This window comes from Paenibacillus sp. BK033 (assembly GCF_004345425.1).
Lineage (GTDB): Bacteria > Bacillota > Bacilli > Paenibacillales > Paenibacillaceae > Pristimantibacillus.
In genome coordinates this window covers 69,378-95,535 of record NZ_SLVP01000008.1, presented here as the reverse complement: position 1 = coordinate 95,535, position 26,158 = coordinate 69,378, and the positions used below count along the sequence as shown (strand labels likewise).

22 protein-coding genes are annotated in these 26,158 nt (G+C 50.8%); 11 read left to right on the top strand and 11 right to left on the bottom strand.

Annotation, left to right across the window (positions count from 1 at the left end; translation table 11 throughout):
* Positions 1 to 228 precede the first annotated feature (228 nt).
* A complete protein-coding gene (locus EV294_RS23085) occupies positions 229 to 1,062 on the bottom strand; it encodes a phytanoyl-CoA dioxygenase family protein (RefSeq protein WP_132311139.1) in 834 nt (277 codons plus the stop codon).
* A 226-nt stretch (positions 1,063 to 1,288) separates the two neighbouring features.
* Here EV294_RS23085 and EV294_RS23080 point away from each other — a divergent pair, with 226 nt between their 5' ends.
* Together EV294_RS23080 and EV294_RS23075 are read left to right on the top strand one after the other, a co-directional pair.
* On the top strand, positions 1,289 to 2,182 hold the full coding sequence (locus tag EV294_RS23080) for a helix-turn-helix transcriptional regulator (protein WP_132311137.1): 894 nt from the start codon (positions 1,289 to 1,291) through the stop codon (positions 2,180 to 2,182).
* Positions 2,183 to 2,322: 140 nt separating this feature from the next.
* A complete protein-coding gene (locus EV294_RS23075; protein ID WP_132311135.1) occupies positions 2,323 to 3,363 on the top strand; it encodes an NADH:flavin oxidoreductase in 1,041 nt (346 codons plus the stop codon).
* A gap of 406 nt (positions 3,364 to 3,769) precedes the next feature.
* On the opposite strand, the gene EV294_RS23070 is transcribed toward EV294_RS23075, so the two are convergent.
* From EV294_RS23070 to EV294_RS23055, 4 genes are read right to left on the bottom strand one after another with little or no spacing between them, the layout of a single operon-like run.
* Entirely contained in the window at positions 3,770 to 4,882 is a 1,113-nt protein-coding gene (locus tag EV294_RS23070) for a GerAB/ArcD/ProY family transporter (RefSeq protein WP_132311133.1), read from the bottom strand.
* A complete protein-coding gene (locus tag EV294_RS23065; RefSeq protein ID WP_132311131.1) occupies positions 4,879 to 5,124 on the bottom strand; it encodes a hypothetical protein in 246 nt (81 codons plus the stop codon). Before EV294_RS23065 ends, EV294_RS23070 begins: the two co-directional genes overlap by 4 nt.
* A gap of 15 nt (positions 5,125 to 5,139) precedes the next feature.
* Positions 5,140 to 6,294: a Ger(x)C family spore germination protein gene (locus EV294_RS23060; protein ID WP_167198949.1), complete on the bottom strand. Its 1,155-nt coding sequence runs from the start codon at positions 6,292 to 6,294 to the stop codon at positions 5,140 to 5,142.
* A gap of 18 nt (positions 6,295 to 6,312) precedes the next feature.
* Positions 6,313 to 7,830 (bottom strand): spore germination protein, encoded by a 1,518-nt coding sequence (locus tag EV294_RS23055; RefSeq protein WP_132311474.1) that lies wholly within the window; start codon positions 7,828 to 7,830, stop codon positions 6,313 to 6,315.
* Positions 7,831 to 8,032: 202 nt separating this feature from the next.
* Between EV294_RS23055 and EV294_RS23050 the strand changes: the two genes are divergently transcribed.
* The gene (locus EV294_RS23050) at positions 8,033 to 8,743 is read left to right on the top strand and encodes a ThuA domain-containing protein (protein WP_132311127.1); all 711 of its coding nucleotides are present in this window, start codon (positions 8,033 to 8,035) and stop codon (positions 8,741 to 8,743) included.
* Positions 8,744 to 8,801: 58 nt separating this feature from the next.
* Here the strand turns inward: EV294_RS23050 and EV294_RS23045 are convergent, their stop codons facing one another.
* Positions 8,802 to 10,397 (bottom strand): GMC oxidoreductase, encoded by a 1,596-nt coding sequence (locus EV294_RS23045; protein ID WP_165930784.1) that lies wholly within the window; start codon positions 10,395 to 10,397, stop codon positions 8,802 to 8,804.
* A gap of 187 nt (positions 10,398 to 10,584) precedes the next feature.
* The gene (locus EV294_RS23040) at positions 10,585 to 11,655 is read right to left on the bottom strand and encodes a YheC/YheD family endospore coat-associated protein (protein ID WP_132311124.1); all 1,071 of its coding nucleotides are present in this window, start codon (positions 11,653 to 11,655) and stop codon (positions 10,585 to 10,587) included.
* Between the two features lie 342 nt (positions 11,656 to 11,997).
* Here EV294_RS23040 and EV294_RS23035 point away from each other — a divergent pair, with 342 nt between their 5' ends.
* The 6 genes from EV294_RS23035 to EV294_RS23010 all read left to right on the top strand — a co-directional run bounded on the left by EV294_RS23035 (position 11,998) and on the right by EV294_RS23010 (position 19,357).
* Positions 11,998 to 13,146 (top strand): YheC/YheD family endospore coat-associated protein, encoded by a 1,149-nt coding sequence (locus tag EV294_RS23035; RefSeq protein ID WP_165930783.1) that lies wholly within the window; start codon positions 11,998 to 12,000, stop codon positions 13,144 to 13,146.
* Between the two features lie 2 nt (positions 13,147 to 13,148).
* Positions 13,149 to 14,507 (top strand): YheC/YheD family endospore coat-associated protein, encoded by a 1,359-nt coding sequence (locus EV294_RS23030; RefSeq protein WP_132311120.1) that lies wholly within the window; start codon positions 13,149 to 13,151, stop codon positions 14,505 to 14,507.
* Positions 14,508 to 14,656: 149 nt separating this feature from the next.
* On the top strand, positions 14,657 to 16,771 hold the full coding sequence (locus EV294_RS23025) for a GMC family oxidoreductase (protein WP_132311118.1): 2,115 nt from the start codon (positions 14,657 to 14,659) through the stop codon (positions 16,769 to 16,771).
* A 228-nt stretch (positions 16,772 to 16,999) separates the two neighbouring features.
* Complete coding sequence (locus EV294_RS23020; RefSeq protein WP_132311116.1) at positions 17,000 to 17,344, top strand: YciI family protein; 345 nt, start codon at positions 17,000 to 17,002, stop codon at positions 17,342 to 17,344.
* A gap of 10 nt (positions 17,345 to 17,354) precedes the next feature.
* Complete coding sequence (locus EV294_RS23015; protein WP_132311114.1) at positions 17,355 to 18,614, top strand: RNA polymerase sigma factor; 1,260 nt, start codon at positions 17,355 to 17,357, stop codon at positions 18,612 to 18,614.
* A gap of 113 nt (positions 18,615 to 18,727) precedes the next feature.
* Positions 18,728 to 19,357 carry a nuclear transport factor 2 family protein gene (locus EV294_RS23010; protein WP_132311112.1) on the top strand — a complete coding sequence of 210 codons (630 nt, stop codon included), beginning with the start codon at positions 18,728 to 18,730 and terminating at the stop codon, positions 19,355 to 19,357.
* A gap of 60 nt (positions 19,358 to 19,417) precedes the next feature.
* On the opposite strand, the gene EV294_RS23005 is transcribed toward EV294_RS23010, so the two are convergent.
* On the bottom strand, positions 19,418 to 20,149 hold the full coding sequence (locus tag EV294_RS23005) for a suppressor of fused domain protein (protein ID WP_132311110.1): 732 nt from the start codon (positions 20,147 to 20,149) through the stop codon (positions 19,418 to 19,420).
* A gap of 194 nt (positions 20,150 to 20,343) precedes the next feature.
* Here EV294_RS23005 and EV294_RS23000 point away from each other — a divergent pair, with 194 nt between their 5' ends.
* Complete coding sequence (locus EV294_RS23000; protein WP_132311108.1) at positions 20,344 to 21,252, top strand: metallophosphoesterase family protein; 909 nt, start codon at positions 20,344 to 20,346, stop codon at positions 21,250 to 21,252.
* A gap of 115 nt (positions 21,253 to 21,367) precedes the next feature.
* Positions 21,368 to 22,282, top strand: a complete 915-nt coding sequence (locus EV294_RS22995) for an AraC family transcriptional regulator (RefSeq protein WP_132311106.1) — start codon at positions 21,368 to 21,370, stop codon at positions 22,280 to 22,282.
* A gap of 43 nt (positions 22,283 to 22,325) precedes the next feature.
* On the opposite strand, the gene EV294_RS22990 is transcribed toward EV294_RS22995, so the two are convergent.
* From EV294_RS22990 to EV294_RS22985, 3 genes are all read right to left on the bottom strand, one after another.
* Positions 22,326 to 25,214, bottom strand: a complete 2,889-nt coding sequence (locus EV294_RS22990) for an amidase family protein (protein WP_207918183.1) — start codon at positions 25,212 to 25,214, stop codon at positions 22,326 to 22,328.
* Positions 25,207 to 25,428 (bottom strand): hypothetical protein, encoded by a 222-nt coding sequence (locus EV294_RS30540; protein WP_207918182.1) that lies wholly within the window; start codon positions 25,426 to 25,428, stop codon positions 25,207 to 25,209. The genes EV294_RS22990 and EV294_RS30540 overlap by 8 nt, the downstream gene beginning before the upstream one ends.
* Before the next feature lie 246 nt (positions 25,429 to 25,674).
* On the bottom strand, positions 25,675 to 26,037 hold the full coding sequence (locus EV294_RS22985) for a DUF1304 domain-containing protein (protein ID WP_132311104.1): 363 nt from the start codon (positions 26,035 to 26,037) through the stop codon (positions 25,675 to 25,677).
* Positions 26,038 to 26,158: the final 121 nt, after the last annotated feature.

Here is a 26,158-nt window from a genome sequence, read left to right as displayed (position 1 = left end):
TATATAAAATAACTGGTAAAGGGGGTTCTCTGTACAGGTTCTAATTATTAATTGTAGATATGTTGTTAACATGATGCATCGGATTGAGGATTTAGTAGACTGCGTCTCGTAACGCGTAACCTTTTTCCACCAAACTAGGCACTTTTGTTGAGAAACCTGATTTTTCCACTCTCTCTAAAGTCATTAAACAAAAAGCCGCGCTATCCGCGCGGCTCCTCCTAAAAACCATTAAACCTGTACCCCCTGCTTCCGGTACACCTCCGGAAAATGATCGCCCACGAGCAGCTCGCCCGGCTTTACGTTGACGTAGGAGAGCATGACATGCTCACCCACAGGCTCGTAGCGGGTGTGGCCCGGCATGTAGTGCACGGCGATGGCGCGGCGCTTCATCTCGGAGCGGTTGTTCGGGCTGCCGTGCCAAGTCAGGCAATGGTGGTATCCTACCTGGCCTTTCTTGATTTCGAACGGCACGGCTTTTACTACCGCGTTGTTCGGCAGCATCTCCGGCTGTTTATGGTACGGCATGAAGTCCGGTGTATTCGCCAGATAGCGCTGGTGATTGCCCCACTTGTGGCTGCCCGGCACCATCCACATGCAGCCGTTCTCGATAACGGCATCGTCAAGCGCGACCCAGGCACTGACGAGGTCGGAAGGCTGGATGATCGGCCAGAGCGGGTGATCCTGATGCCAGTTCGTAGGTCCGCCGGTAATCGGCGGCTTATATTGCACTTGGTCATGCCAGATGCGAAGCGAATTGGAATGGCACAGCTGCGCCACTTCCTCGCAGATGACCGAATGCGCGGCATGCTGGAGGAAACGATCGCTGGCGAGCCAGATATTAACGATCTGGACGACACTCTCGCTTGTGATCATTTTCATATTGTCATAGGGCGAATCCGAATCCAGCATGTTGCGATTCAAGACTGGTTTATTGACGGTCTCGCCGTTCATCACCTTATCTAGCTCCTCGCGAAGTTCCTCTACCTGGTCGTCGTTCAACACGACCCCACCTTTTAGAAAACCGTTGTTTTCAAACTCCGCGATTTGTGCTTGACTTAACATAACAACAACTCCTCCTAAAATGAATTATCACCACAATAGACCGTGTACGGGCTATCGAGATGATTCATACTTCGAAAGCATAAGCTTAATAATCAATCGAACTTGCGTTATGGCTTGATGTGCTAAGCATAGCGGAGTTTATAAGCGGTGTATTTACAGATACGAAACAGGTCTTTGCACTTTTCAAATATCCTGGATCATTCCTGTCATGAGGTGATTTCGCCGTATGTTTCAAGACTCGCTGCATTCCATTCCGGATATCGTCCTGGGCTCTATCGATGACCTGCAGCCAACGGTTAATTTTGCAAGCCATGCCGAAGTGCCTGCCGCAGAGCAATGGGGGCCTCGCATCATCCCGGACTATCAGCTATTCTGCCTGCTCTCGGGCGAAGCCGAGATAAGTATCGGCCAAGAGCAATATACGCTGGCAGCAGGAGACAGCGCGTTGTACGGACCCCATTGTCCGCATCGGATTATCGCTCGAATGGGTGCCGTCTTCATCGGCATCCATTTTGCTTACCGGCAGCCGTCGCCAGAGCCTGTCCATCCCGCATTCTCGATTGAAGCCTGCAGCGAGGAGAAGCTTAAGGCCAGTATCCGTCCCAGCTACAAGCTCGAGCTCCCAAACAAAGAGCTGCTGGAGCTGCCGCCTTTCTTCACCAAGCCTGACCTCAAACCGATCCTGATGCGGATTGTAAAAGAATACATGAACGAGCAGCCGGGCTACCGCATCTTGCTGCGATCGTTAATGACAGAGCTAATTACTACGCTTGTCCGCAGTCAGCTGACGACGCGTCCGAGGTCACCGGAACAGGACAAGATTGATCCTGCCCTCCAGGCGATCAACGAGCAGCCGGAGAAGAACTGGACCGTAAATGAGCTGGCTGCTCTATGCGGCTATCACGTCATTTATTTCTCATCGCTGTTTCGCAAATGTACCGGAGATAGCCCGAAGCAATATCTCATCAACGAACGTATCCGTAAAGCGAAATATTACCTGCTGAGTGGCGAGAAGATGGATGTGATCGCAGAGCGGCTTGGCTACGCCAGCGTCCATTATTTCTCCCGCAATTTTAAAGAGGAGACCGGTCTGACGCCTACGGAATTCAAAAATGGATAGTCCAAACTCGATGCATCGATTATCCACTTACGTTATCCTATGTTATTCTAAAACTGTATCGAATGGATTTTCTATAACGAGAATCCGATTACGGTTTGCTAATTTTAATGACATTCAACTCATGATCGGAGGTTAAAACATTGTCAACTTCTACAGCCGTACAATCCTTGTTCCGACCGTTTACTCTTGGGCAGCTTACACTAGCAAATCGCATTGTGATGGCGCCTATGACCCGCGCTATGTCTCCGAATGGGGTGCCTGGAGCGGATGTTGCCGCTTATTACCGCCGGAGAGCCGAGAATAATGTAGGCCTTATCATAACCGAAGGAACGGTGGTGAATCATCCCGATTCCTCAAACTCCAAGGATGTGCCCCATTTTTATGGTGAAGAAGCTTTAAAAGGATGGGCTAACGTCGCAGCCGAGGTTCATGCTGCAGGAGGCAAAATTATGCCGCAAATTTGGCATATGGGCACGAAGAAGCAGGTGAATGACTATTCCGAAGCGGAGATTACCGCTATCGTCCAAGCATTCGCCGACGCGGCTTTTGAAGCTAAGAGGATCGGCTTCGATGGCATAGAGCTTCACGGAGCGCACGGCTATTTAATCGACCAGTTCTTCTGGGAGAAAAGCAATCAGCGTACGGACCGCTACGGAGGCAGTCTGGTGGCCCGCACCCGTTTCGCCGAAGAGGTCGTCCGGGCTTGCCGCGAAGCTGTGGGGCCCGATTTCCCGATTGTGCTGCGGCTTTCGCAGTGGAAAGAAAGGGAATACACCGTGAAGCTGGCTTATAATCCTGAAGAGCTGGAGCAATTTCTGAAACCGCTGGTGGATGCCGGCGTGGATATATTCCATTGCTCGACCCGCCGGTACTGGGAGCCTGAATTTGCCGGATCAGATTTGAATCTTGCGGGCTGGGTGAAACGGACCACTGGCAAACCAACGATTACCGTCGGCTCGGTTGGACTCGACAGTGATTTCATGACCTTCTTCACGGAAGGAAAAAGCTCTGCCAATACAGGAATTGACGGGCTTGTGCAAAAACTCGAAAATGATGAATTTGATCTGGTGGCGATCGGCAGGGCACTGCTGGTTGACCCAGCATGGGCCAGCAAAATCCGTGAAGGTAAATTGACTGAATTGGTGCCGTTCACGCCTGAAGCGCTGAAGACACTATTCTAAAAGAAGCGTATGTTGTAATCCGGAGCAGATTCTGCAGCTGGAGCGATTGAGGAAAAGGCTTAAATGGTATAGAAGTATGCGACTCAGAGTACATCGTTCATTTGGCGATGTACTTCTTTGCGTTGTGCTCGAAGATCGTCGAAGTCGACAAGGAGTCAACGCTTGCTCTCACAAAGTACTTATATGGTGGGTCAACCGAAGTCCGCTCGTATTCTCTCAATGCAGACACAAAAAGGGCCGGATCTACCTCGTCATTGTGGTGTTGCTTACCCAGCCCCTAAAATAAAGACAACACGATTAATACAAGATGAGATTAATCAACAGAAGATCAACACTGACAAAATGTCTTGTCAGCGTTCTTGTAAGTCTCTTTAGCCACCGATCCGGATATACAATGACAAAGTGGCTAAGAAGAATGCTGCGGCTCACTGAAAAGCTCCTTGACGGCAGCAACCCCTGCGATGATTAGAAGCGGAAGCACATAGACAACGGCAACCCAAAGCGGATGCACGATAAATACCAGCTCCTCCCATCGTTTGGTGTTACTCGGCATCGTTAAGGCCAGCAAGAAGACCGCAAGACAGATCGGGTTGGTCAGCAGACGGTCGTTTTTCAGCTTGAACAGCTCGGTTATGATGAGTTGAATCGCATAAAGCGTAATCGTCGCCTTCATCAAAGAACCGGCTATCAAGGCTAACCCTATAACGGCTTCGACCCGCTCAATGATATCGCCGACTTCGATCATTTGCGCGATGACAAATACGGAGAACCTCTTCTCCGTAGCCATCGGTCCGAGCTCCATAATCGTACAAAGGGTCGAGATGATCAATGTGGCCGCGTTCGCCAGCAGGGCCCAGAAAAGGGCCTTCTTGAGCGGCTTCGTCTGTTTCGCCCTTGAAAAAGGCAGCAGCATGGCGAACAGAACCACCTCTCCATACGGGAATCCGGCTGTTGAATAGGCTCCGAGCAGCGCAGGCTTAAGGCCTACAGGAAAAACCGGACGCAGAAACTCCGGGTGATATTGCGGAATCAGGAGGAGCAGCACAATGGCCCAAAACGCCATAACGAACACGATTAAAATACTGAACATCCGGGCCATTGGTTCGATACCTGACCGCAAGAGCAGCGCGGCAAGAAAGTAGAGCATCCCCATGAATATGTAGTTCGGCGTCTCAGGCAGCATCATGCTGGTCATAAAAGTCGAAACGTCAATAATGATGCCGGATGCCATATGCAGCGCCATTGTCAGCATGGCGCAGGCCAAGATTACGGTAGGCCAGCGGCCGATCGTCTTGTTGCTTATGGCAATTAACGTCAATCCGGGATTCTTGTCATGCAAATAAAAAATGATGAGGAGCAGCAGGGCGCCGAAGGAAGCCGAAATGAGGATCGACAGCCATGCCGCATTAAATGCCATTGAAATGAGCGGACCCGGGATGACGATCTTGGCCGATCCGGTGACATAAGCGAAATATAATATCGCCATTTGTGAAATGCTGATGGTCTCAAGCTTCTTCATATCGGCTTCACGGTAAGAAACTCAACGATCATTTTGGCCGGACGGGTCAAGGTGAGATCGACAAGCGTATGGATATCCGGCAATTCGGGTTTAATGAGATAATCGGTGCTAAGATACAGCGAAATCGCGATAATCCCGAAATAGATGATCTTGGGGCGAATCTGAGCATCGCGCAGATTATGGATATCCGTGACAAGCGCAAGGACGTAGCTTATCATCAGAACAATGATTTTTTCCAGCATCTGTATCCTCCTGGATTACTTGGCGCTGACCGGTTTCCCCACTGTCGTTAACGTATGGGTAATATCGGCCGTAACCTCGATTTCAAAGTCGGCTTCCGCGTAACGTTCACGCCATGTTTTTTTCCACTCCTTCCACACCTTCGTATGGTTGCGGTAGAGTGAATTGCCTAACCCGATCAAGTCGATTTGCTGTTCCTGCGTGACCCGGATCGTTTCCATCAGCTTTTTTTCCATCTCCTCCTTCAATCTTTGCTGGAAATGGATCTCGTCTTCGGGCTTGTCCAATCTGCTGCACTTCAACTCGCTGATGTTGCCGATGATCAGAACCTTCACGTTCACTTTAAGTTTGTCCGGATTCAGAACGGGAGTAATTTTCGTCCGTATGGTGTGCGTTTCAACCGCTTCAACCTTCGGCTTCGTATTATTGCCGGACGGTTCGCAAGGAAGTCGCAGAGCCCCGTGCTTGAATTGATTCGTGAGCATAAGAATATTCTCGGTCTGGCTGCCGGTAAGCGTCCCGATCATCTTGCCGTCCTTAATCATGGCAGCGCCCGGCAGGATTACGCCTCCTTTCCGTTCTATTGCGTACGGAAGGACAGTGTCGGGAACCTGGCTTTTGAGAGCCTGTGCCAGCTGAAGCAGATTGACAGCAGGAACTTTCCCCGATTCGCGGAGTCCTATTTCTTGCATCCGGTTCATCTGATGGGTGACGGTTTGCTCGATAAGAGGTTTAATCTCAAGGTACTTGCTTGCATTTCCTTGTGAGATCACCACTTTCGTGCTCATACGCGTTTCATGGTCGCGGTAAAACTCATCGAGAAGCGAAAGAAGAGGTGTTTTACCAGCCGTTTCATCATCGATAATAATGACCCGAATATGGCTCCACTGGGCTTTCCGTCCTAGATGAAGCGTAATGTCGCGAACGGCGTCAAATACGGACTCGCTTTTGGTTTCGATATTGACATAAGGCTCGGCCTGTTTGCCTCCTTGAACACCGGCCTTTTGCCCCGGTTTATAGATCTGGACAGCAAGCTTGATTTTATCCGGCTTGATCTGATCAATCGCGGCTCCCAGAATAAACCCTTTCTGCGGCAATTCGGATCTGTTCCAGCATCCGGTAAGAATCATAGTGGCAAGCCAAAGAACAAGAATCTGCTGCAGCCATTTCATCAAGCCATCATTCCTTTGCTATTCGGAATGTTGCGGCGCCGGTTTGGAAGCCTGTTTGCTGCGAGGCGAGCGGTCCATGTACTTAATGGGTGCGCGGACGAACGTATCGAGCAGCTGGCGCGGACTGAACGGCTGCAGCGTGCCCAGAAAGGGCTGTCCCAATGAACGCAGCGTCACCATATGCCATAATATCGCCAAAAGCCCGCACAGCAGCCCAAATCCTCCAAACGAGGCTGAAAGCGCCATTAATGGAAATCTAAGGATTCGCAAGGCAATCGCCATGTTATACTGGGGAATCGCGAATGAGGCAATCCCCGTCAACGCGACGATAATGACCATCATCGGCGAAGCGAGGCCGGCGTTGATGGCTGCCTCGCCGACGACGAGGGCGCCAACGATGCTAACGGCGGAACCGACAGGGCGGGGAAGCCGGATTCCGGCTTCGCGAAGCAGCTCGAAGAAAAATTCCATGATCAGCGCTTCAATGAATGCCGGGAACGGAATGCCTTCGCGGGAATCCAATATCGTCAGCAGCAGCACCGTAGGAATCATTTCGGAATGAAATGTCGTCACGGCGATGTAAATGCTAGGCAGCGTCAAAGCCATGAAAAACGCGAGGACGCGAAGCCAGCGGATTAAACTCGAATAGACGGTGCGCTGATAATAATCTTCGCTCGACTGCAGCAGCTCTATAAACAGCCCCGGACAAAGGAGCATGGTCCCGGTTCCCTGTACCAGCACGACGATTTTGCCGTCAAGTAATGCGGCGACCGCCACGTCCGGCCGCTCTGTAACGCGAAACTGGGGAAATGGCGAATACGTCGAGTCTTGGATTAATTCCTCGACATAGGAGGTCTCCAGCACTTCCATCGATTTCGTTTCTTCCATGCGTTCTTTGAATTCGGCCAGCATTTCCGGGTCGACGCTTCCCTCCAGATAGCAATATGCAATCTTCGTCCGGGTCTCGCCGCCCGAGTTTAACATTTCCAGCTTAAACAACGGACTCTTCAAGCGGATCCGAAGCAAGCCGATGTTTATATTCATATTCTCGACCGTGCTTTCCCGTGGTCCTTGAACGACGGATTCGCTGGTCGGCTCGGTGATCTGCCTTGTCTCTAGGCCCGAAGCCTGGAACACAATTGCTTTGTCCCAGCCTTCGAAGAAAATGACCAGATTTCCGTCCAGAATATGATCCACGAGCGTTTCGAAATCATTTTCCAGACTTGCCGACTCGGCAGAAACGACGTCATCTTCGAAATATTGAATGATGCTTTCCGTTGTCACTTCCGTCCCAGGACCAACCTCGTGCGTCACTAGATCCTGGAGCACGGATTTCATATAATTGAGCTGCTTTTTCTGGATGATGGTGCCGAAGTAGACGGATAGCGCGTGCCGCGACATATTCGGACCGAACTTCCAAGCCAAGTAAGTCAAATCGCTGCAGCTCTTGAAGACCTCTTCCAGCAGTTGGCGGTTAACTTCAAGCTGCTTGGATATCGGCTTCGCCGGCTTGGCGGTTTGATTTGGTTTTTGCATCTGTATTTCACGATTTACAACGTCTCCGTTTTGATTCGTTGTCGTATTGCCAATGTCGCTTCCCAGAATATCTGGCATATAGACCACCACCTGGTGTTATTATGCAATCGATGGAAATAAATATGCATTCGAGATGTAGATCATAGGCCGATACATCACCGCATAAATTGGTCGGGAGAAAATACTGGAGGGAAGGGCTGTCATGAACCATTCGCAGGCCTTCGGGGCAGGTTCGGCGCGTCCTTGGCAGAGCTTGGAACGCAAGAGCGCTTTAATCGTGCAGGGCGGTTACCCTGGGCATGATCCGCGCGAGGTGGCCGGGATACTGGCTCAGATATTGCGGCAGGAGCATTTTATAGTGGAGGTATCCGATACGCTTGATGTGTTTCTGGACATGGAGAAGCTGAAACGAACGGATTTGATCGTACCCGTATGGACGCTCGGGACGATTACCGGACAACAGCTGGACAATTTGCTGAATGCGGTTGCCAGCGGGACGGGAATCGCAGGGATTCACGGCGGAATCGTCGACGCATTCCGCGGCGAAGTCAGGTATCAGGGAATGATCGGGGGACAGTTCATCGCGCACCCCGGCGAGCAAGGGGCGACTTACAGCGTTTGCATGACGGACCCATACAACCCGCTTGTCATCGGTATTGGCAATTTTGTCCTGAAGATGACGGAGCAGTTCTACGTGCTGATGGATCCTTCCATACGAGTGCTGGCCGTCACTTGCTTCGACAGGGTGAATCCTCCTCTCGTATGGAGACCGGTCACGATGCCCATCGCGTGGTGGAAGATGTATGGGAAGGGCAAAGTTTATGTGCTCACGCCGGGCCATTCCCCGGATATCGTGTTAGTTCCCCAGATAACGGAGATGATTCGGCGGGGCATGGTATGGGCGGCAAGGTAAGTTAATTGGAAAAGAACCCCGGATCCGCATAGACGCGGATGTCCGGGGGGTTCGCTGTTCATTTTACTGCTTTAAATTGCTTAATGATATGGTCTGCCGTACGTATAGCCAATGCTCCGGTAGTTAAGGTCGGATTCACCGGACCGAATGAAGGAATTAGACTATTATCCGCCACGTAAAGACCGGATATCCCATGAATTTGGCCATTGCGATCCGTTGCCGATGTCGCCGGGTCATCTCCCATACGGCATGTTCCGGCATCATGGTTCTCCGCTCCCGGAGGCCAGATGCATATCTCTGGCCGGTCGGATGCAGGGGTCAGATTCATTTTCATGACGGAAGCGACTTGACGGATGGCTTTAACCATCTGCGCCATAACGGCTTTATCCTCATCATTGTAGGAGAAATTCACCCGGAAGCTTGGAATGCCGTAGTCATCCGTTCTGCTCGGATCCAAGCAGACGTAATTGTCAAAGCGTGGAACGATTCTGCCCGAGACATCGAACTCCAAGTACGTCTTCGTTCCACCGATTTTAAACTGATAAGGACGATTCTCCGTCTGAGGAATGAATAGAGATACCATGCCTTCGGCCGTGTCCTCCGGTTTCAAGGTTCCCTGAGATTTCATATAAGAATGGTTGATCAGATAATGCCCGATCGCTCTTCCCGGAATCCCTGAGGAGAGCAGCAGCCGTGGAGTTTCGAATGAGCTTCCTGCTACAATTACGGTCCTTGCTCTTAGCAAATGCGATGTTTTATCCGGAGACATCACTTTTACGCCGGTGACGCTCCGCCCATTGGTCAGGATCCGGACGGCTCTGGCATTAACGGCTAAATCAAAGTTTCCAAGACGTAAGGCTTCCCCAAGGAAGTTAAGAGAGCTGAAAAGTACGCTGAAGCCGTTGCGGTCTACCGCTTCCGGTACTAATCCCGACTCGGGGTACCCCCCTTGCCAAAGCCGTCTTAGCAGAAGTTGATTGTAGGGCGAGCTATATCGGTTTACTTGCATGGCCTGCTCTGCGAGATTGTAATAGGGCTCGATCTCTTTGTAGGTGATCGGCCAGTTCGCAAATTCAAAAGGAGGAATTCGGGGTGTAGTACCAGCCCAGAATAGTGTCCTTCCTCCGAGAGCATACACCATTCTCAACCCTGAATATTCAGGCAGAAGGTCGCCTATTGGCTCCGTAATGGCCGGACTTAAGTAATATTTCATCATATTATTCCAATTGGATAGTGTCGGAGTGTTTAACGCGTTTGTAGGCAGCAGCAATCCGCCCCGATCGATAATCCCGATCCTAATGGAGCTTTTGCCTAACTGTTCGCAGAGTCTCCATAACGCGGCAGTGCCGCCGATACCGGTACCGATAATAAGGACATCATATTCAGCTTGTTCCATTTCGGACAAGGGTGTCAGGGGCACCCATTGGTCGAGAAGCCTGACAGGTTGGGCTATAGGGCACACGGGGACAGGCAAGGGGGTGACCCTTGCCTGAGGGCGCGCATTAAGCTCGGGGATGTTGACAATCATGCCTTGAATAATCATTTCCGGGTTCGTTATATGCGGATTGATGAAGAGGAGATCATGCACGTCAACCTCCCAATGTTGAGCTATGCTTCTAAGGGTATCTCTTTCCTTGGCCACCCAAATCTTCATGTGTTCACCCCGGTTGTGGTCGTCAATGATTATTAATATATATACGCTTTTCGGTGAACGTATTAAAGGGGCGCTTGGATTGTTGTCTGGGGCTAGTGACTGCAACCTCGAATAATCGTTACAAGCAGGATAGTATCGCCCATCAGCATGAACTTCTTCATCATAGCTATTATTCCGGCAATGCCATTCATTGCTTGCGCCGAGTTTTTCCCCCCGAAAGCCTCCTATGCAAGAAGCCCGCATAATAAATCGGAAGCTGCAGGCTTTGATTGAACACTTTTGGAGATGCGGCCCGCTTAAACACCTCTTTGCCGGGTATGGCGTTAGCCTCGATGATCCAGATATGGAACTGACGGTCAATCCCGAAATCAAGGCCAAGCTCGACCAGCCGTTTTTGGAAGGATCGTTCCAGCTGTGCAGCTATTTCAAAGGCCAGCTCCCGAAGCTTTTGCTCAAGCCGTAATGCCCGCGTATGGCCGAATTGTTTGGATAAGAAAGAGATAATCTCCTTCGCGCTGCCTTCAGTAGCTAGATTTGATGTAATGTTTCCTGCTTTCCCCAAACGTACGCCCATCCCGGTCAGATGCCATTGTCCAAGTACATTTTTCTGAATGAGTACGCGAATATCGTAGACTCTATTCGCAGCATCGGTTATATCTACCCATCTTTGAACGAGATAATTCCTCTTTCTGCGCAGCTGAGCAAGCTTCCCATGCAATCCCTCTTTAGATAAGTGGATGCTTTTCCTTCTATTTTCCTCTATCACATATTTCCCGTTCAAATAGGAAAGCTTCAATATGCCCGTTCCTTTGTGGGTGCCAAGCGGTTTAATAATGGCCTTTTTATATTTATGAAGCATCGTATGCACGGCTTGATCATGGCTTAAGAGCAGAGTAGGGATGAGATAGGGACGAAGCTTTGTATTTACCGAGAGGTGTTTATGAATCGTCCATTTATCGTTTCCCAGCCAATCCCCCGCAAAAGGAATGCCGATGGTTTCTTTCACTTGTCTAGCTTCCTTGAGCATTCGGCCGCTATAGATGCCGCGATCGTAGATGATAGAAGGATACGGGGATTTTGGCTCATAGCGCCATTGATTATTCTCATAGACCCATCCGGAAATAGTTCGATATCGTCGATCGACACGGTCGGGCTTAAACAATAACAACTTGTCAAACCCGGCTGCTCGAATGGCCTTGGCCTGCCATTTGAAAACGCCCTTATTCATCCGATCCCACATGATTCCGAGTGTTGCCACAAATAAAGCCTCCCCTCCTTGATTTTATTTCAGTGTATGAATCAAGGATGAAAAGGACACAAGGCCCAATTATGATCAACAAAGTAACACTGTAGAACACGAATAATAGACTAATGCATAGCTGATTCTTAATGGAAGGAAAGTATCCCAACCATGATCAAGATTCGCAGTCGTGCCTCTCTACCGCCTGATACGGTCCTGGTCGCTTCAACATTCCTGAAGAAGTGGAATTTATCCCGAAACCAAAGTCTCTTTCTCCAATTCGGTGTTACGACCATTCCAATGAAATTGATGACCTCAGAGAAGGTTCCGCAAGGCCAAATGCTCGTCTCTGATGCATGCATGAAACAATTAAAGATACCGGCAGAAGGACAATTTCAAGTCCGTAAGGATGGTAATACGCTGATCGTAGGCCCTTATATCGGTCTTCTTGTGGATAAGATAAAGGGCAGTCTTCCCTTTAAAAATTTACTCCATTACGCGAAGACGCACCGTCACGTAAACGGCGCATTGCTAGCGTTTTCCCCGAATGATGTTCAACCTCGGACGAAGACGATTCGAGGGTTTATGTATTCACCTGTAAAAAAGACATGGATATACGGCCAATACCGGTATCCCTCGTCCATCCTGAATAAATCGTTAACCAGTACGCCATTAATGGCCCATTTTCAACAGAGCCTTGGAAGAACCGTCTTTAATAACTTTCGACTGGATAAATGGAGCATGCACAAGCTTCTCTCCCGGAACGGAAGCGTTAGAACCCATCTGCCCAGAACCATTCTGTATCAGAGTCCGCAGGACATTACCCGAATGCTTGAGCAAAGCGATGAGGTCTATATGAAGCCGGTACAAGGATCATTCGGGAGTCATATTCTCAAAGTGTCCAAACAAGATACTAAAATTACGGTTACGCATAAAGGCTCGTTGAAGAAGGTTTTTGGCAATGTGCGGGAGCTGGGCCAATTCCTTCGGAAACAAAATCATCAATCCGGCTATCTGATTCAAGAAAGTATAAAGCTGGTCTCCTCCCAGGAGCGTCTCATCGATTTTCGGTTAATCCTCGTGAAAGACGGGCGGGGGAAATGGAAGCGGATGGGGATTATCGCAAGGCTCGGACCTCGAAGGTCCATTGTAAGCAATATATCCAAAGGCGGAACAGCCATGGAGGGTAAACGGGCGCTTCGAAGGATTCTGCATAAGGGGGAAGCCGAAGCTGGAGCAACTTGCCTCAGGATGGAAAAGATTGCTCGAACTATTGCGAAGCAGCTGGCGTCATCGGGTTATCATGCCGCTAATCTGGGCTTTGACTTTGCTCTGGATACACGGAATAAATTATGGATTATCGAGGTTAATCATAATGATCCCAATCATACGATCGCTTTGGACGCAGGAGAGACACAAATGTTCCACCGGACGATTAAAGCGAATATGCTGTACGCCAAAAAACTAGCCGGCTTCGGCACAAGCCATCCGTTGAAAGGAAGGCCGTGATCATGGCGATGTATGTTAAAAAGCTGCATCATGCGGAGAAAGACAGCTTACACGTCAACCAAGCTTTTTTGCGGAAATTAGCAAGTAAACCATCAACCGTAAAGGTACATTTCGGAGCCTGGAACAGACAACTAAAGGTGAAGGTATCACCAAACTTGCCAAGCGATACAATCGGTATTTCGTCGCAATCGCTGGAGGGGTATAGCCTTCCTTCTTTGAAATATAAGGTATTGGTCAAGGGGAATCATGTCCACATCGGTCCAGTGCTGGGCATCGTCGCGTTTAAACCTGGGGCTGCCATTACCATGGAGAAAGTAAAGAATTACAATGATTACTTACGCCCCTATTCTCAGATACAGGGCTTAATCTATATTTGCCGGGCAGACGATATTTCCTTGCAAGCGAAAAAGATTCGAGGGTACTATTATACTCCGGGAGGCGCGAAGCCGAATTGGACCCTTGGCACTTTCCCGTATCCTTCCGCTTTATATCGAAGAGCAGCGCTGAACCCGCCCACTTATAGAGCTCTCAAACGGGTGCTTGGCCCGCGTCTGTTCAACGGTTATTTCCTTGGCGACCATTTCAACAAATGGAAGTTGTGGAAATGGCTTTCCCCGCATCCGGCGATCCGCAAGCATTTGCCTCATACGAGAAAGCTGCAGAGCCGCAAGGATTTGGATGAGATGTTATCCCGCTATAACGCCGTTTATTTGAAGCCTACGATGGAATCTATGGCCAGGGGGATAATAAAGGCGGTTCGCAAAGGGGATGGCTATCAGTTCATTTACCCCGAAAATAATAAAAAGGCCAGTCCTTATCGAATCGTATCCGTAGGGTCCAAGGAAGCAGCCGGTTTTCTAGCGAATCTCCTGCGGGAGCATCAATATATCGTGCAGCAAGGGATAGAAATGAAACGACAGGGCGGCAGAGGCATCGACTTCAGAGTGATTATGCAAAAAAACGAACAGCTTCAGTGGTCCTGTACGGGTGTCATCGCAAGGTTCGGCAAGAAAAACGGCATCGTTACGAACTTCACCTCCGCCGGCTTTGCAAGCAAAGGTTTAAATGCTTTGCAAGGTACCTATGGCTATAGCCGAAGTCAGTCGCTGCGGACGCAGCAACGAATGATCGAGATCTGCACCAAGGCGTGCAAAATATTCGATTCCAAAGGCGGGAATTACGCCGATATTGGCGTTGATGTGATGGTGGATAAAAACGGTCATATTTATGTGCTCGAAGTGAACATTTTACCCGATCATCATCTGGCGTTGTATGCCAAGCAGAGGGACCTATACCTGAAGCAAGTTGCTAAGCCATTGCTGTACGCCAACGCACTCTCCGGCTTCAAAGCTTCTAATTAAAGCGAGAAAAGGAGGGCCTCATCGCCAGACCTCCTTTTCTCGCTTTATTCTTTCTGGGACAAGACCGCAGAGCAAGAGAAAGATGCTTGAATGCCATACGTATAGAGGTTTATGATGAAAGCAGCTAGAAACAGGGAGGGATTAGGGAAATGAGTCAAGATCATTTGCATTTGGATGCTCTTTTGAAAGCGATTACGGACCGGATGATTCCAGGCGATGATTGGCCTTCAGCAAGCGATGCGGGAGTCTTAACCTATTTGGAGCGTTATGCCGAGCAAGACGCTGCTGTCTGGGCGAAGGTGATTGAACCCGGACTCCGCTCCTTGCAAGAGGAAGCCACAAGGCTTCATGGGAAGCTGTTTCCGGATTTATTGACCGATGAGCAAGATCAATTGCTGCAAAAGGCGGAATCCGGTGCCTACCCGGACTGGCCTGTTTCGTCCAAGCTATTTTTTGATACGTTATTGAATCTATCAGCTGAAGGTTATTATGGAACTCCCGAAGCCGGAGGGAATAGAGAAGGAAAGTCGTGGAAAATGATAGGCTTTCGTCCTGGCCCTGTGGCGGAAGCTAGCGCGCCGGCTCTTGAGGCCGACTTTCCGCATAAAACGCTTGAGCAGCTGCGGGACCGATACGATGCGGTTGTGATCGGGGCTGGAGCCGGGGGTTCCGTAGCTGCGGCTGTCTTGGCCGAGTCGGGCATGCAGGTGCTTGTTGTCGAGCGCGGAAGCTGGCTGAAATACGATCAGGTTGGCAGGGATCACCTGCGGAATCACCGGATTAGCAAATACGGGCATAACACGGGGCCGGGCCTGGAAGGAAACCCTCGCACGTTTGTTATGGCGGACGGCAGCGAGCGAATTACGCTGCCTATTGATGGCGATTACCACAATAATGCAATGACGGTTGGCGGAGGAACGAGGGTATATGGGGCGCAGGCGTGGCGGTTTCATACGATAGATTTCCGTATGGCAAGCCATTACGGGGTACCGAAAGGCAGCTCGCTTGCCGACTGGCCGATCTCTTACGAGGATCTTGAGCCCTATTACCAGCGGGCGGAATGGGAGGTTGGCGTATCGGGAAATGGAAGCGCCCATCCTGGAAGGGGCAGGCGCCACGGTCCGTATCCTATGCCCGCGATGCCTATGACGCTGGAAGCCGAACGGTTAGCCCGTGCTGCCCAAAAGCTGGGCTGGCATTCCGGGGCCGTACCGCTTCTTATCAACTCGGTTGAAAGGGATGGCCGGCAGGCTTGCGGCAGATGCGGTCAATGCGTGGGATTCGCCTGTCCAACGAACAGCAAAAACGGCGGGCATAATACGATGCTGGTAAGAGCGGTCGCTACGGGTAATTGCGATCTGATCTGCGATACTGTTGTCGAGTACATAGATACCGAGGGAGGAAAACATGCAACCGGAGTTCGTCTGGTGCAGGAATTGGAAGGTTCGGTCCAGCGCCGGCAAATACGGGCGGGGCATGTGATCGTTGCCGCGGGAGCGATTGAAAGCGCGCGGCTCCTGCTTAACTCCGCCAGCGCTTCAGAGCCGGACGGAATCGGCAACCGGAACGGCCAAGTGGGAAGAAACCTGCAGGGTCATGTTTATTCCGGCGCTTACGGGATTTTTGACGAGGTGGTTCAAGACGGCCTTGGTCCAGGAGTCAGCATAGCCACTTTTAATACGGAACATAGCCATTTGGGGATTATCGGGGGAGGGCTGCTCGCGAACGAGTTTACCCGGCTGCCTCTTATTCATTGGTATCGGGCGCTTTCGCCGAATGCGGCGAGATGGGGGATGAAGGGCAAGGAAACAATGCGCGATACCTTCTTGCGCACGAGCCAAATTCAAGGACCCATTCAGGAAATCCCTAACCCCGACTCCAGAGTGCAGCTGTCGAAGTCGGTAAAGGACCGTTTTGGCATACCGGTTGCTTCCTTGTCCGGCAGCGTTCATCCCGAGTCCCTTCGGGCTGCGGCTGTGCTTGGAGAGCAGGCGGAGAAGTGGCTGTGGGCTGCCGGAGCGCGCGAAGTCTGGCAGACCAAGCCGGGCGGGGGCTTAAGCGCGGGTCAGCATCAAGCGGGCACGCTGCGCATGGGGAATGATCCCGAGACATCCGTCACCGATCCGTCTGGCCGCGTGCACGGATACGACAATCTGTGGGTGAGCGATGGTTCCGTTCACGTGACGAACGGCGGAGTAAATCCGGTGCTCACGATTATGGCTTTGGCTTTCCGCACGGCGGACAATCTGGTGAAGCTGGGCTAGAGGCCGGCTGCCCAAGACGTGAAAAAGCCGTTTCGAACATAGGAATGGGCTGTAACGGGCTGCAGATGGCAGACTGTTGCGGCCCTTTTATGTGCTAAAAATAAAACGGACGCATATGGCTTACCCGTATCTTTTGGTGGATTTTTATCGTTAATTGTAGAAATCCGCATTCCGAGATCGACATAAGTACGTGAGGCAAATAAGTGATCGATGAGAGGAGCTTGAAGCATGCATTTTACGCTGATGTTTTTTGAAAGCACGGAGGATTTCGCCGCCCGCAAGGATCCTGAGAAACAGCAGGAATATTTGGCAGGCTGGTCGCATTATGTTCATGCCCTGCGTGATTCCGGAGTTGTTGTTACCGGGTTTGGACTACATGCGCCGGAGACGGCCGCGACCTTAAAGCGAAATGACGGAACGATTTTCGTGCAGGATGGCCCCTTTACCGAAACGAAAGAACAGCTTGGCGGATTATTCGTTATCGACGTGCCGGATTTGGATGCGGCACTGGAGTGGGCGGCCCGCGCTCCCGTAAACGCCGTTGAAGTAAGACAAAATCTCCCGGCCATGTAGAAGGAGCAAGATGGATACTTACCGGACGATCGAAAATACCGTTCGCGACTCGTATGGCCGAATCCTCTCCTATCTGGCCGCGGATTGGCGCGATCTGGAGGCGGTTGAAGACGCGCTTGCGGATGCCCTCGTCTCCGCTTTGGAATCTTGGCCGAAGAAGGGGGTTCCGGATAAACCGGAGGCCTGGCTGCTTATGGTGGGCAGGCGGCGTCTTACGGATCGCCTCCGCCGTGAACGTGTTTCCGAAAAAGCTTATTCGGCTCTGATCGCCATGTCGGAGGAAGCTGAGCAGATGGATTCCCCGGCCTTTCCCGATGAACGGCTGAAGATGTTGTTCTTGTGCTCGCATCCCGAGATCGATCCGTCCGTCCGCACGCCGTTAATGCTGCAGCTCGTGCTTGGCATCGATGCCTCCCGCATTGCGTCCGCCTTTGTGGTAAAGCCCTCTACGATGGGGCAGCGGCTTACACGCGCCAAAGCAAAAATCCGCAGAGACCGCCTAACCTTTACCATGCCTGACGTTGAAGAATTGCCACAACGCTTGGACGCTGTGCTGGATTCGATTTATGCGGCCTATGGCAATGGCTGGGATGATCTGGCAGGCGTGGATTCGCGGCGTAGAGGTTTAGTGGATGAGGCTGTTTATCTGGGAAGGCTCCTTGCCGCGTATATGCCTGATGAACCCGAAGCACAGGGGCTTCTTGCGCTTATGCTGCATTGCGAAGCGCGGCAAAAAGCCCGCCGCGACGATACAGGGAACTATGTTCCGCTAAGCGAGCAGGATACCTCGCGCTGGTCCGTCCCCCTAATAACAGAGGCAGAGTATTGTCTGCATAAAGCCGCGCGATCCGGCCGAATCGGACGATTTCAGCTGATGGCCGCTATTCAGTCGGTTCACGCTCAGCGGGCGCGGACCGGACATACGGAATGGAAGGAAATCGCTTTGTTGTATGAGGGGCTGAGCCAATTGAGCCCAACTCTTGGGATTCTTGTGGGACGCGCGGCTGCTGTTGCGGAGGCCTACGGTCCAAGGGAAGGACTGGCGCTTCTTGGAGCGATACCTCCAGTGAAAAGAGACAGCTACCAGCCTTATTGGGCGCTATTGGCTCATCTTTATAGGGTAACGGAAAATGTCGAAGAGGCCCAAGGCGCTTATAGCCGTGCAATTGGTCTTTGCGAAGACCTTTCCGTGAAACAGTTCTTGCACCAGCGCGCAATGGAGATCTATTCGTCAAAGCTTAGCGGTTCGTATGGCGATTCTGCGTTATAACGATGTATTTTTATTATGATTGCGTGAACGCCATATACTTCCCTTCAAATAGGCAGGACGATTGCCGATAATACTTTTGGAATAAAATAACTGTTAAGCTTAGGGGCCATTACATGCTGGGACTCATCCAAAAACTGCTTTCCGTCAAACAAATCTTTAATAAGGAGGCTTCGGAGAAGCTTCGCGCGATTCACCCTGGTTTGGAAACGGCGGCAACCGATTATTTGAATCATTTTAACTCCGTAAGCGCGCATAGCCGTTATGTCACATCGGCTTTTATCCGGGAAGTCTACTATGCCACTATGCAGCATCCTCTCCAGAACATTCCGGTAGAGTCCATGAAAGAACGGCTTGAAAGTATCGAGAAGGAGAGAGCCTCCCTTCGTAAATACGAAATTCTCGAGGTTGAAGAGCTCCGCCCGAAACAGACGGTAAGTCTTACAGTTAACCGCAAATTCAGCAACAGAAGCGAAAATAAGGTCACCTATCTCTTAGAGCAGGTCGCTGGACAGTGGAAAGTTAACCATATCGCCAGAATAATTTCGGGGACTGTGCTTGAAGTTAACCGAATCGACGGACAAACCGCCTATGTCGTCGGTGATTCGTCGCATGCCATGCTGTTCCTGGATACGAATAATTACGATCTGAGGGTATCGGAGCAAGTTACGGTGAGGGGATACTTGGAAACTTCCTATTATTTGCAAGACAGCTTCTTCTATCACATTGTTCATGTGCAAAAATAAACGAGGACCGGAACCCCTTCCAGAGGGCTTAACCGGTCCTTCGTCTATCCCTGTTTCTCGCTAGAACAAGCCAAACAGCTTCTTGCAGGTGTTTTTGCGCCTAGGATCGATAATTTGCTTTATTTCGGATTTTTCCAGCTTTGCCAGCAAGGCATCCGCTCCATGCTTGAGCTTGTAGTTCATTTCATCGTTGTAAAGAGGGGTCAAACTAAAGAAGTGGACCTCTTTGCTCTCTGATGCCTTGAGCGTAAAGAACTCTTCAAGAGATTCTACGGTTGAAGGGATGGTAATCATCATACCGGACAGCTTCGTGGATTCGGCATAAGGCTCGGCAGGATCGCCGTTTGGAATCGTATGATCGGTATAAAACCACGTGTTGTACTCATGAGGAAGGCGGGCAAGCATTTTGAGGCATCTAATAGGCCAATAGTTGTTCTCATCCTCGAAGCTTTTTTCAGACATTTGCCAATCAGCAGGGAGACAGATCATGAGTTCTGCGTATCGGAATGCTTCGGCTCCATCGGGGACGGTCATAGGCAGGCTGCTCATTCCGCAGGTTACCAGGGTAATGTAATTTTTTTCTTTGGTTGGAGCGACGTACAAAATATCAAGATGGATAAGATCGGATATAATTTCATGAAATACGGCCTCAACCGGACCGATATGCCGTTCGACATGCTGAGTGATGAGTTCAATCGTTTCTTCATCGCCTCTTGCCGGGGTGAAAGGCCTGTCTGCCTCTTTATGACGGTAAATAATACTTCCTGCGGGCGATCGTTCTTCTATGGTCATAGGAGCTCCTTTTAAATGAAAGATATAAAACTATCATACGAAATGGTTTTATTTTTGGGAATATTTAGTTTTTCGGGCATAGGAAAAGCAGGGAAGAATTCGGAGCAGCGATCCACCCTCCTGGCAAGGAATATGATGGGGTAGTGGATAAGTAATAACAGTGAAGAATAATAACTTCGCGGGAGGCTTAAACGATGGAACAACAATTGGCATTTCGCAAGGACGGGACTTTTAAAATCATTCAGTTCACGGATGTCCATGTCTATGACGGGTTAGGGGAAAAGGATATCCGATCGCTGGCGTTAATCAAGAACCTGATCGAATCCGAGAAGCCGGATCTGATTGTTTTCACGGGAGACGTAATTTTTGCCGATAATGAGACGGGCGACCTAAGGGGGGGATTCCGGAAAACGGTGCAAATCGCCGATCAATCGGGTATTCCGTTCGCCGTTATTTACGGCAATCACGATGCGGAGAGAAATGTGAAGAAGCCGGAGCTGCAAGAGATTTTATCCGAATTCGACAATTGCATCAGCGAAGCCGGTCCGGGGGACATTGGCGGCATAGGCAATTATACGGCAACGGTCAAAAGCTTTTCGTCCGAAGAAGACGCAGCCGTTCTTTATTTCATGGATTCGGGCGAATATGCGGATGCAAGCATCGGCGGATACGCATGGATTCAGCCTAGTCAGGTTCAATGGTACAGAGAACAGTCTCGCCAGCTTGCCGAGAAAAATAACGCCGTGCTGCCTGGGCTTGCCTTCCTTCATATCCCTCTTCCCGAATATAACGAGGTATGGCAATCCGGTGAGGCAGAAGGCACGAAAGGAGAGCAAGTGTGCTGCCCTAAGGTCAACAGCGGGTTGTTCGCCGCCCTGTTGGACAGGGGAGATGTTATGGGAGTGTTTGCCGGGCATGATCATAATAATGACTACATTGGCGTGCTTCATGGCATCTCGCTTGGCTATGGCCGTGCTACCGGCTACAACACGTATGGGGATTTGAAGCGCGGCGCCAGAATCATCACCCTAATTGAAGGCGAGCGCCGGTTCGAAACTTATATTAAAGAGGATGAACAATCCGAAAGCGGAAGTTTGCAGTAAACTCGGAGAAGCAGCGGGACACGGATTAAAACGGACAAGCTATCATTTTATTGCATGAATTGTCAGGCTGCTTGAACATCGCGGTGTTATGCTCCTTACGAAAGGAGGGATCGAGATGGATTGGCTTCAGCGCATGAATCTGGCTATCGAATACATTGAAGATAACCTGGAGCACGATATCAATTACGAGCAGATAGCTAGGATTGCCTTATGCTCCGTCTATCAATTTCAGCGTATGTTTTCGTTTGTGCTTGAGATGCCTTTATCCGAATATATAAGGCGCAGACGGCTGACGCTTGCCGCTTTTGACTTACAGGACAGGAAGAACAAAGTAACGGACATCGCCTTGAAATACGGTTATGAAACGCCCGAATCATTCTCGCGGGCATTTCAGAATCTGCACGGACTGACGCCTACTGCGGCCCGGCAGGCGGGTAGCCCATTGAAAGCGTACCCTCGTCTCTCCTTTCAAATTATTCTCAAGGGAGCTGCCGAGATGAATTATCGAATTGAGGAACGGGAAGCTTTTCAAGTGTTTGGACTAGAAGATATATACGGCATGGACAATATCGCGAATCAAGACGGAGTAACGATCCCGGAAGTCTGGCAAAAAATTTCTAAGAATGGCGAATTTGACCGGCTGTTTCATTCATTAGCCGGAAATTGGCGGGCTGAAGGCCATTTCAGCAAAGAGCTTGGAGAGGTTTTCGCATTTGATTCCTACAGATTCACAAGCAATACCACATTTCCTTATTTAATCGGGTGTTATAAATCGGCTGGAAGCAAGATAGAGGGGTATGCGGTTATTGATGTTCCGGCATCTACTTGGGCGGTATTCTCCACATTAAATGATGGAAACGGGAGCGGGAACTACGATTTGCGTTCGCATAAAAACCGGATATTCTCGGAATGGCTGCAAACGTCCAAGTACCAAATTATTGACGGCGGTAATTTTGAAATGTATTGTACGCATCCAAGCGGCGATGAGTACTGCGAATTATGGTATCGTATCGAGGAAAAGAAAGAATAAAGAAACGGACGGATGCTTGCCGGCGTCCGTCCGTTTCTGTGTGCTAGCTTTGAAGAACCCGTGTAATCATGGTTGCGAATTCCGCTCTGGTTATTGCGGAGTCGGGGCGGAAGGTGCCGTCGGCATACCCGGTAACGATCTTGTTGGCTATAAGGGCTTCTATATAGGTATGCGCCCAATTGCCTGCCTGCACATCAGGGAAGGCAGTGGTGCTGCCGCCGCTGAGCTGGAAGGCTCTGGCTACAAGGGCGGCCATTTCTGCCCGGTTAAGCTGATCGTCCGGGCGGAATTTCCCGTCGGCATAACCGTTCATGAGTCCGGACTTCTGAGCGGCTCCGATGTAGCCGGCAGCCCAATGCGCGCTAGGCACGTCCGAGAAGCTGCTTGCCTGCGATTGAAGTCCAAGCTGTATCGCCAGCACCTTTAAGGCCTCTGCGCGCGTAATCCCAAGGTCCGGGCGGAAGGTGCCGTCCGGGTAACCGGCCAATAACCCCTTCTTGACCAGGAAGTCGATGCTTGTCTTCGCCCAATGTCCTTCTGTGTCGGCGAACGACACAGGATCTTCGCCCGGTGTTTCATTGCCTCCCGGAGGCGTTCCGTTATTATTGCCCGGAGGCGTTGTTGTTGGCGGCGTTGTTGTTGGAGGTGTTGTTGGCGGCGTATAGCTCAGCGCTGGCGCAAAGGCGGTTACGCTGCGAGCTAAAGTATGCTGCTCCAGGGCGTAGCCCATGGCCAGAACGTTCGCGTCATCCCACGCTTTGCCGACCAACTGCATGGAAATCGAATAGCCATTCGGGTTCTTGCCTACGGGTACTACGACCGTTGGCAGTCCAACGTTGGAGGTAAGTACGCCGGTGCCTCTGTCTGAGCTTAGCTGAGCTGCGGCGCTGTCGTTGTTATACATATCGCTGATAAAGCCTGCATACACAACGCTGTCCACATCGTATTGATCCATCCAGTCCGCGATAATCTTCTTGTAGTTCGTTCTGTAAGCGAGGTACGCCTGTACTTGGCTTTCGGTCATTCGCGGACGTACCTGCAAGCTTGCTTGATTGTATAACAGCAGCTTTGGCGAGGCGAGCAGATCGTCGCCCGTGGCGTAAGGGAAATCCGGGTTCAACTCGATGTAGCGTGCCCAGCCCTCGGAGCCTGCATTGCCCGCGGGTCTTGTGCCGCCCCCCGGAGGCGCGCTCATCTCGACCATGGTAGCCCCTGCTTCCACCAGGTCTTCGAAGTGCTGCATGACGGCTTGTCCCGTGCCGTCGTCGGCGTATGTGGACACGAACGAAGAAGGGATATAGCCGATTCGCTTGCCTTGCAGGGCGTTGCGGTCTAGAGCCTTGGTCCAGTCGCTAGGTTTTTTGGCATCTGCCTCTTGCGTCAGCATATCCTGCGGGTCGGTGCCGGTTGTTGCGTTAAGGATATAAGAGAGGTCGGTGACGGTGCGGGCAATTGGTCCGGCATAGTCCTGCCCCCATGTCAGCGGCATTACGCCGCGCGTGCTTGCCATGCCGTCCGTTCCGCGGAAGGCTGCCAGGCTGCCGCCCGTAGACGGCGCGTACAGCGATACGCCGGTCTGCGTGCCCATGGCGGCTGCCGCAAAGCTTGCAGCGACGGATACTGCGGGGCCTCCGCTGGAACCAAACGAAGTTTTGGACGGATAGAGCGCATTCCAGGTTTGCATCCAGCCGCTTTCGCTAAAGCTGCCGCTGTTGGCAAACTCGGATGTGTTGGCTTTGCCGATGATGATGGCTCCTGCTTCTCTCAGCTTCTGAATCTGGTAAGCGTCCGCTTTAGGCTGCCAGCCTTCCAACGCTTTGGAGCCGCCGGTGGTTGGCATATCCTTGGTGTCATAGATATCCTTGACGGCAATCGGAATGCCAAGCAATTGGCCTGTCTTGCCCTCTTTGCGAGCTTGATCCGCTGCCTTGGCCTGTTGGATGGCCGTTTCGGAGACGTGAAGGAAGGAGTGGAAACCGAGCTGTCCGAGATCATAAGCGTTAATGCGATCCAGATAAGCCCTTGTGATCGCTTCGGAGGTCGTGATGCCTTTCTCCATATCGGACTGCATTTGCTCAATGCTTTTGTTGATGACATCGTAATTAGAGGTCGTTACGGCAGGTGCTGCTGCAGGGGCTGCCGGAATGTCGAGACGCGTGACATCCGTGCAAGCGGCAGTATCAAATCCAGGGAGACTGGACAGATCCCAGTTGCTAAGCGTACATATTTCCGCGGGGGACAAGTGGGTGAGGTCGGGATTTTCGGTCAGTTGATCGAGCGAATCCGCGGCTTGGGTTAGTCCAGCCTCGCCTGTTTCTCCGGCAAGAACGTATCTGGCCAGCGATTTGGTATGACCGGGTTCGATTGTGAGCTTATGAATGAAGCCGTAGAAGTTCGCATCATTGCCGGAGGTTGGCAGCGGGGTGGTGAAAGGGTTCTGCTGCTGATCGCCGGTGCCTTGCAGCGCTCCTTCAAACGGAGCGGGGGAGCCAAGAATGACGCCGATTGGGCGGTCCGCAGCTCTGCTTGTGCCTATCAAAGCCCATGAATCGTCGGCTGCGATGGCTGTGTCGCCGTTAGAGGTCGTTTTTACGGCCCCGTAATTTTGGCCGGTGCCGTAGCCGAGCGATCCGCCGAAGGACACATTGACGGTTACGGGAGCGTTGGTTGTGTTGGTGAAGGTATCGAAGAAACGAACGCTGTTGCTTGCGCTGTTCAGGTAAACATCGCGTGTAATGAGGACGTCGCCAAGATTGACGGACTGCGTAGTGTCGAAGGTGTCGCTGCCGTCGAATTCAAGCCCGAAGCCTCTCATTAATTGACCGTTCATCCGGGGCGACGGCGAGGTGGATACCTGGACGAAAATATTGCCAAACCCCTGTATAGGCGTGTTGCTCGCTCTGCGGATGCTGCCTGTGTCCAAGTTAGGCATCGTGAATCTCCCAATCTATTCCGCCTGCGGATGTCAGTTTCGTTAACGCGTAGGCGTTATTGGATGGAATAACTCCCGCGAAAACCATGGAAAGCGCGAGGGTTGCCGCGATAGCGTACTTTTTGCTCCAAGCGCGTCTCGATCCCCGGGGAGTCTCGCGATCGGAGGTAGATTGTCGTTTGTCTTGCGATTGATGACTTTTGCTTTTGAACAATTTCATGCAACTCCTTCCATATGAACTCGATAGAGATTCTATCACCATGTCAATATAGCGTCAATAAAACTAACGTGAATTCATATAAAAGTAAAATTTTTAAATAAATCTATTCTTTTCTAATAAGTTATGTTATGTATTCTAACATGTTATTTACGCTTACTTTATTGTAAAGGGTAAAAATCAATATAAAAAATGGCTGCGGAGATAGACTCCGCAGCCATTTTTATTCTTCCTGGCAAAATACTAAGTTAAAAGCACGGCAATAAGCGCGATAAGTGCCGGCAGGCCTTGAACGAGAAGAATAGAACGTTTTGCCGTCAGCCCTCCGTAGACCGCCGCTACAAGTACGCAAGCCAGGAAAAACAGCTGAATTTGGTGTCCGGCCGAAGCATCGGGATGGACAAGTCCCCAGAACAGACCCACGGCCAAGAAACCGTTGTACAATCCCTGGTTGGCGGCAAGCGACTTGGTTGCTTCCGCAAACGCCTTGTCGGTTCCGAAGGCTTTCCTCGCTCTTGGACCCGTCCACAGAAACATCTCGAGAATCAGGATATACACATGTTCGATCGCAACAATCGCCGTTAGGATGACGGAGACAAGTAGCATAGCTGTCCAGCACTCCTTTTTTTAAATAAATTGCGTACAATTTGTTCGACAAGATTATACATGAAAAGCCCTTATTATATAACCCGCTGCTTAAAATATACGGTAAATATAGCATTCTCTT

Bases quoted from the DNA above. Each gene is read 5' to 3' on its own strand.
- EV294_RS23065 (WP_132311131.1), bottom strand. From the start codon at position 5,124: ATGCTGGAAAAAATCATTGTTCTGATGATAAGCTACGTCCTTGCGCTT.
- EV294_RS23080 (WP_132311137.1), top strand. From the start codon at position 1,289: ATGTTTCAAGACTCGCTGCATTCCATTCCGGATATCGTCCTGGGCTCT.
- EV294_RS22990 (WP_207918183.1), bottom strand. From the start codon at position 25,214: ATGCCTAACTTGGACACAGGCAGCATCCGCAGAGCGAGCAACACGCCT.
- EV294_RS23055 (WP_132311474.1), bottom strand. From the start codon at position 7,830: ATGCAAAAACCAAATCAAACCGCCAAGCCGGCGAAGCCGATATCCAAG.
- EV294_RS22995 (WP_132311106.1), top strand. From the start codon at position 21,368: ATGGATTGGCTTCAGCGCATGAATCTGGCTATCGAATACATTGAAGAT.
- EV294_RS23020 (WP_132311116.1), top strand. From the start codon at position 17,000: ATGCATTTTACGCTGATGTTTTTTGAAAGCACGGAGGATTTCGCCGCC.
- EV294_RS23015 (WP_132311114.1), top strand. From the start codon at position 17,355: ATGGATACTTACCGGACGATCGAAAATACCGTTCGCGACTCGTATGGC.
- EV294_RS23025 (WP_132311118.1), top strand. From the start codon at position 14,657: ATGAGTCAAGATCATTTGCATTTGGATGCTCTTTTGAAAGCGATTACG.
- EV294_RS23035 (WP_165930783.1), top strand. From the start codon at position 11,998: ATGAAACAATTAAAGATACCGGCAGAAGGACAATTTCAAGTCCGTAAG.
- EV294_RS23000 (WP_132311108.1), top strand. From the start codon at position 20,344: ATGGAACAACAATTGGCATTTCGCAAGGACGGGACTTTTAAAATCATT.
- EV294_RS23045 (WP_165930784.1), bottom strand. From the start codon at position 10,397: ATGAAGATTTGGGTGGCCAAGGAAAGAGATACCCTTAGAAGCATAGCT.
- EV294_RS23085 (WP_132311139.1), bottom strand. From the start codon at position 1,062: ATGTTAAGTCAAGCACAAATCGCGGAGTTTGAAAACAACGGTTTTCTA.
- EV294_RS23060 (WP_167198949.1), bottom strand. From the start codon at position 6,294: ATGAAATGGCTGCAGCAGATTCTTGTTCTTTGGCTTGCCACTATGATT.
- EV294_RS23050 (WP_132311127.1), top strand. From the start codon at position 8,033: ATGAACCATTCGCAGGCCTTCGGGGCAGGTTCGGCGCGTCCTTGGCAG.
- EV294_RS23030 (WP_132311120.1), top strand. From the start codon at position 13,149: ATGGCGATGTATGTTAAAAAGCTGCATCATGCGGAGAAAGACAGCTTA.
- EV294_RS23070 (WP_132311133.1), bottom strand. From the start codon at position 4,882: ATGAAGAAGCTTGAGACCATCAGCATTTCACAAATGGCGATATTATAT.
- EV294_RS23010 (WP_132311112.1), top strand. From the start codon at position 18,728: ATGCTGGGACTCATCCAAAAACTGCTTTCCGTCAAACAAATCTTTAAT.
- EV294_RS23005 (WP_132311110.1), bottom strand. From the start codon at position 20,149: ATGACCATAGAAGAACGATCGCCCGCAGGAAGTATTATTTACCGTCAT.
- EV294_RS22985 (WP_132311104.1), bottom strand. From the start codon at position 26,037: ATGCTACTTGTCTCCGTCATCCTAACGGCGATTGTTGCGATCGAACAT.